The sequence below is a fragment of the Paucimonas lemoignei genome (assembly GCF_004342585.1).
GTDB lineage: Bacteria > Pseudomonadota > Gammaproteobacteria > Burkholderiales > Burkholderiaceae_D > Paucimonas > Paucimonas lemoignei.
Genome location: NZ_SLZQ01000001.1, coordinates 735,378 through 741,522 on the forward strand (window position 1 = coordinate 735,378; position 6,145 = coordinate 741,522).

Below are 6,145 nucleotides of genomic sequence, written 5' to 3' on the forward strand. Positions count from 1 at the left end.
GTGCGTGCTCCCGGATTTAATAATGGATCACCGTGCGAATGGACTTCCCTTCGTGCATAAGATCGAACGCTTCATTGATGCGTTCCAGCGGCAGGTTATGCGTGATATACGGATCGAGGTCGATTTCGCCGCGCATGGACTGCTCGACCATGCCAGGCAACTGGCTGCGTCCCTTCACGCCTCCAAACGCGCTGCCGCGCCAGACGCGGCCCGTCACAAGCTGGAACGGCCTCGTGCAGATTTCCTGACCGGCGCCGGCCACGCCGATGATCACGCTTTCGCCCCAGCCCTTGTGGCAGCATTCGAGCGCGGCGCGCATGACGTTGACATTGCCGATGCATTCGAAGCTGAAATCCACGCCGCCATCGGTCATCTCGACGATGACTTCCTGGATCGGCTTATCATGGTCTTTCGGATTGACCGTATCGGTTGCGCCCATCTTGCGCGCCAGCTCGAACTTGCCCGGATTCAGGTCGATGCCGATGATGCGCCCGGCCTTGGCCTGCGCGGCGCCCTGGATAACGGCCAGGCCGATCCCGCCGAGGCCAAATACCGCAACCGTATCGCCTTCCTTGACCTTGGCGGTATTGTGGACCGCGCCGATGCCGGTCGTCACGCCGCAGCCGAACAGGCAGACTTTTTCAAGCGGTGCGGCAGGATTGATTTTTGCCACCGACACTTCAGCCACCACTGTGTATTCGCTGAAGGTGCTGGTGCCCATGTAGTGGTAGATCGGCTGGCCGTTATAGGAAAAGCGCGTTGTTCCATCTGGCATCAGGCCTTTACCCTGTGTCGCACGCACCGACGAGCAAAGATTGGTTTTGCCGGATTTGCAGAATTTGCACTGGCCGCACTCGGCCGTGTAAAGCGGAATCACGTGGTCGCCCGGCTTGACGCTGGTGACGCCCTCGCCCACTTCCACCACGATGCCGCCGCCTTCGTGCCCCAGCACTGCGGGAAACACGCCTTCCGGATCGTCGCCGGACAGGGTGAAGGCATCCGTGTGACAAACGCCGGTATGCGTGATCTTGATCAGCACTTCGCCTTTTCTCGGGGGGGCGACATCGATCTCAACGACTTGCAATGGTTTGCCTGGCTCGAAGGCTACGGCAGCACGTGACTTCATGAAATTCTCCGGAATGAACTGTAGGGATGAGAAAACAACTGCCGCAGCGAACAGCGGCAGTCAGCATTACTTGAGATATGAGCGCACCAGCAAGACCATTTCATTCACCTGCCGCTCACGCACGTTCGGCGAATCCGCAGCCTGACTGAACTCTTCGCGGATATGGGCTTCCATCACTTCCGACATCAGGCCGTTGACGGCGCCGCGGATGGCGGCGATCTGCTGCAGCACCGCAGCACATTCGACTCCTTCGTTCAGGGCGCGTTCCAGTGCATCGGTTTGGCCGCGGATACGGCGCACGCGTGCAAGCACGCGCTTTTTTTCCTGAGGTGAATGCGGCATGGCTAGTCTATTTAGTATACTGGGGTACAGTATATTTCATCTTGCCTTGTTTCTCAATACAAAAAAGCCTCGCTGGCGCGAGGCTGTCCCGGATTATCTTAATTCGATGAGCGATAAGGGCTGTCGGCTGGCGCTGGCGCCGGCGGCGTCAAGTCAAAAGGTTCTTGCGTCGACAGTTCCACGCGCAATTCACCGATGGTGACCACCCTGCCGCGCGGCGAATTGTCGCCGTTGACGCGTACCAGCGAAACGGTCACTTCCCTGATGTCATTGGTCATGATGCTGACCAGACGTTCAGTCGCGGGGAAGCTTAACTGGACTGTGCCGCCTCCATGGTGTCCGCCGCCGCGATGCGATGCCGCATCGATTTCAAAAGCACCCAGGGTGCCAAGATAATAGGCTTCGGAAGAGGACGTGGCGCCACCTGCCGGCAAATTCAAATAAACCTTGTAGTAAAAGCCGCCCAGCCGCCCCGGCGGCAGGAGATTCACATTATCGAGCGTGATATCGACAGACTTGTATGTCTCCGGAGCCGCCGCTGGCGCCGCGCGGTTTCCGCGAGCGTGCGCGACGATGGTTTGCAACGCGTCGCTGTCCTGTTTTTGGACCGGCACACGCACGCTGACCGAGCTTTCCGACAGGCCGACATCGCTTGCGCCGCCGATCGAACGACGTCCGGCGCCGAGGCCTTTCGGTGCCGTGGATTTAAATGCACCTACGGGCGGGCGTGCAACGCCACGGGCTTGCTGTGATTGCACGCGAATCACCTCGCCCTTCAGCATTGCCTGAGGCGGCAATGAAGTAGGAGGCGAATTATCCGCATAATCGGTGCCGACCCAGTTCGGGTGGTAGCACTGTGAACGCGGCAGCGTCAGGTTTGGCGCATAGGTGAAATTGCCCGACCAGTACGGCGACGATGTCCAGGGAATGCCCTTGCCGTCAGGCAGAGCCCAGGCATGCCACAGGCGGTCGATATTCGCATGATGCAGATAGAAGATCGGGTCCTGCGGCGACTGCATGGTCTGCATGACGCCGCCGATGATGTTATGCACGGGGTTATGGGGAGCATCTTCCAGGAAGGTCTCGAAGGCATTGGCCGTGCCGCGCTGGAAATTCCATACGTTTGATCCGAATGGCGTAAGCGTAAGGGCGTTATAGACATTGGTATTGACTCGCGCGACATACAAGGGATTACCTCTCGCCGGGTCGGTGAATTCCGCAGGTATGCGCGGATTCCGGTAGTAATCCCAATACGGCAGCACCAGGTTGTTATTGCCTGAAACGATACGCAGTTGCTGCTCGAAGTAGTACAGGTAGCCGCGATGCCAGGCAAGGAAATAAGGGGCGCCATGCGGGCAATAGTTCACATGGACGTTGACCCAGTATTGCCAGCTGGACGGAGAGCTTGCATTCGTATTGGCGCGCATCAGGCGAATCGCATCGATGAAGGATGCATAGTTCGCGCTGTTACGGAATTGTTGCCACTCGGGGCGGACGCGAATGGTCGTCTGGGCAAACGAGAATTTGACTGGCATCGTGGACAAGGCTAACAGTGATGCCGACCCTTTGATGAATGCTCTTCGACTTAGCTGGTTAAATTTCATGTTGACTCCCGGGACATTAAGTACGCGCTGACTGAATGTATGGATGCAAGAAATGTCGTAACAGTATTGCTGTTACGACGCCAAGCGACGAGGATAAAGGGGGATAGATTTATGCACTGGAAAATATGCGAACGCTTTGCGTTCAGTCATATTTTTCTTTTTTGAAAATTGCCTTGAAGCGAAAGCACAAATGCATGCCATCTCCCATGGAACAGCACAGAGCCCGCACATACAGACTTTGCATTTCGATGATCGATGTAAAAGTTCCCAACCAAGATAAAAATTCGTTTGCTTAGAATCAAAGCCAATAATCATTGGCCACTATTACCATGATAATTATCATGTCAACAACATTCGGTTAACTGAACCATCAGGCGTGACAACTGAATGTGTCAACTGACACAAGAAGTGGAGCGATGGCTCCCCTACGGCATCACAAGAAGACGGAGATCTGTGCATGCAAAAGGAGAATCCCTCGGCGCTGCACTCCCGCATCGCTAAATCGGCTTGACCCTGATGCCAGGTGCAAGCGCCATGACTGCCTCTGCAGCATGGCCGGCAGCCGGAATACGCAGCCCGCGACTTTGTCCACGCATCCCACCTGGATCCATACGCCATCCACCTCCCCGGCACACGGCAAGCGCGCCCTGCTGGTGGTCTTGCATGGTGGAGAACAGAGCATTGACCAGCTGAAGTAATGGGGCAATCTCGCATCGGATGTCGAAGCCAAGGGCGCAGTGACTGCAATTCCCTGGATGGGCAGCTGCCAGATGGACGCCATCTCCGATAACGCCGGCTTCACTACCCAGATCGCCAGCCTGGGCTACGGGGAAATGGACAAGAATGCCGTGAGGCCGGGCTGCAGTTATTCTTCAGGAAGCACCTCCTGCCTCAGCACCTATCAATTTGTTTTGTAGCGCGTTCATGCAGTGAGGCTGGAGAAGGAAAATCCAGACCCGAGTAAAAATCGATTTCAACCCGGCGGGATAATGCCCAATCAATTTTTGAATGGCAGAAAATATACCGTGAAAACAAACAAGCGCCCCTAAAGGCGCTTGTTTGCTACATCTTTGGCGGAGAGGGAGGGATTCCTCGATGAAACAAAAAACCCTTTGAAATCAAGCTACATATTATAAGATTGAAATATCGTTTTGTACCTAAGTCATGGTTCTATTTTTGTACCTAAATGAAGTCAACATTGACTGCACTAGCCACGTGCTTTTTCTGCTTTAACGGCAGTACATAACCTTTGACTTCCTTTACGAATGCCTCGCGTGCCTCGAGCGCCAACTCAAAGGCTCGTTGCTCACCATATTTGCGAATAGAGAACAATCGTTGTTTGTTTTTGCCTGATTCAGTACGACAGTAGGCCATCCAGGCTAGCCTCCTAACCGGCTTATTGTTGTTATTTCTAATTTCTCTATCGACGCGTATTACGCCTGGTATGCCCGACGCATTGGTGCTAGCCTTGACAATTTGCACCCAGTCTCGCTTTGCCATGGGCAGATGGTTTTTGACGATTTGGTCCCGATACGCTTTGGCTGCTTCAAGCGATTTATCCTTGTCGCCGTATACATCGTCCCGGAAGGATTTGCGAAATCCCTCTCCTTGCCTTTGCAGGGTCACCCGCCATTGTGCATATTTCACATTACGGCTAACTTCCTGGCGTCCAATCCCATAGAACTCATCCAAAGCTGGCAGGCTTGAGGTATCGTTATTGTCTTTTGTCAGGAGCGGCAGTGATGGCAGTCTAAGGTAATGCTTAATATCGCGGATGGACATACCAGTTTCTTCATGCAGCCGAAGAATCAAAGACGGGCCAAACGCCAAATCTCCCTTTCTCAATTTGCATATGATCGGCGGTGTCACACCTAGCCTGATCGCCAAAGCTGCATCGTTTTCAAGCCCAATTTGGTAATTGCTTCATTAAGTAGCAAATTACAGCTGACTATCGTATTTTGGACCTGATCCGTAGCTGGCAACCGAGGCTTCATTGTGGATTCACTTGGGAGGTCGACTTTTTGACCATATCTATGGCATGCATGGTTATGACAACGCTCTCTTTTACGATAAGCGCCCAATAATCGCTGAGTTTTTCCGATTTCCTGGCTACTAGCGAGAGTGACTTACCGGGGGCTTCAGGAAAATGCAAATTACACCGCATGCTATCGCAGGAAGAAACCAGATAGTCATCATGTAAGTCAGCATGCCTTGAGAATACCTGTCTGTTACTGGTAGAAATAGGTACCTGTAAATCAGAATCAGAATAAGAATCAACGAAACAACTTCTATGTGCCACCAGAAAAAAACAGATTTCGTGGTTCTACCAAAATGCCCCTTGAATTTTTGATACAACAAGAAAATTGTTCCGATTGCACTTAACAATGTTGCAATCATCAACGCCAGACCCAGTAACCGAAAAACTAGTTCATTTTCCAATTCAATTTCCTAAAGTAGTAGGAGAAATCAATACTGCGTCGATTGTTCATCGAAGTCGCTTACTTACACATCAACTAGGTATCGTGGATGGACGATTTGCGTTTGTATCCGCAGGATTTTCTGCAATTAGTTGAGACATCCCCAGTGGTGGAGTAGGCGTCTTATTTTCTGCCTTACCCCAATCAAGCGGCATCTCTACTAGAAAGCCTTTTACTGATGTGCGAAGCTCTTTGATCGCTTTGGCGATATCGTGCTGCTTGTTAATCATATATTGCGATTGTAAGTCAGGCATCTTGGAAAAGTCATGTTCAGCTGTTGGTTGCTCCACCATCACATAAGGGTCACGGAGACGACCGCTAACGGGATCGACGCTTCCTACTGGGACACCATTGACGTCATAACGCTTTACCTTTTTCATCAGGAGCGGATATTTCTTTCGCCCTTCCAGTAAGGTTCTGAAATTGTCGCGCGGAGTATGCATAAATACTCGGTTATAAGCCATCCGGTTGACAATTGCCTGACTCAGTATGCCATTGATATGGACTACCCCCGGTTCAGTAGACAAATTCCGACCTCACGCTGAGGCGCGTTCAAACGCCTCGGGACTTACCTGGCCCAAATGGCTATGGCGCCG

General features: G+C 52.7%; 6 protein-coding genes. 1 reads left to right on the top strand and 5 read right to left on the bottom strand.

The window, feature by feature from the left end; translation table 11 throughout:
* Positions 1 to 16: 16 nt before the first annotated feature.
* The 3 genes from EDC30_RS03165 to EDC30_RS03175 all read right to left on the bottom strand — a co-directional run bounded on the left by EDC30_RS03165 (position 17) and on the right by EDC30_RS03175 (position 3,003).
* Entirely contained in the window at positions 17 to 1,126 is a 1,110-nt protein-coding gene (locus tag EDC30_RS03165) for an S-(hydroxymethyl)glutathione dehydrogenase/class III alcohol dehydrogenase (RefSeq protein WP_132257166.1), read from the bottom strand.
* A 66-nt stretch (positions 1,127 to 1,192) separates the two neighbouring features.
* The gene (gene frmR, locus EDC30_RS03170) at positions 1,193 to 1,468 is read right to left on the bottom strand and encodes a formaldehyde-responsive transcriptional repressor FrmR (RefSeq protein ID WP_132257168.1); all 276 of its coding nucleotides are present in this window, start codon (positions 1,466 to 1,468) and stop codon (positions 1,193 to 1,195) included.
* Positions 1,469 to 1,566: 98 nt separating this feature from the next.
* Entirely contained in the window at positions 1,567 to 3,003 is a 1,437-nt protein-coding gene (locus EDC30_RS03175; RefSeq protein WP_207907195.1) for a tyrosinase family protein, read from the bottom strand.
* Positions 3,004 to 3,809: 806 nt separating this feature from the next.
* On the opposite strand from EDC30_RS03175, the gene EDC30_RS03180 reads away from it, so the two are divergent.
* Positions 3,810 to 3,989, top strand: a complete 180-nt coding sequence (locus EDC30_RS03180; RefSeq protein WP_132257171.1) for a hypothetical protein — start codon at positions 3,810 to 3,812, stop codon at positions 3,987 to 3,989.
* 265 nt (positions 3,990 to 4,254) lie between these two features.
* Here the strand turns inward: EDC30_RS03180 and EDC30_RS03185 are convergent, their stop codons facing one another.
* Positions 4,255 to 4,854: an AP2 domain-containing protein gene (locus EDC30_RS03185; protein WP_132257173.1), complete on the bottom strand. Its 600-nt coding sequence runs from the start codon at positions 4,852 to 4,854 to the stop codon at positions 4,255 to 4,257.
* Positions 4,855 to 5,581: 727 nt separating this feature from the next.
* Positions 5,582 to 5,992: a hypothetical protein gene (locus EDC30_RS03190; protein WP_132257174.1), complete on the bottom strand. Its 411-nt coding sequence runs from the start codon at positions 5,990 to 5,992 to the stop codon at positions 5,582 to 5,584.
* Positions 5,993 to 6,145: the final 153 nt, after the last annotated feature.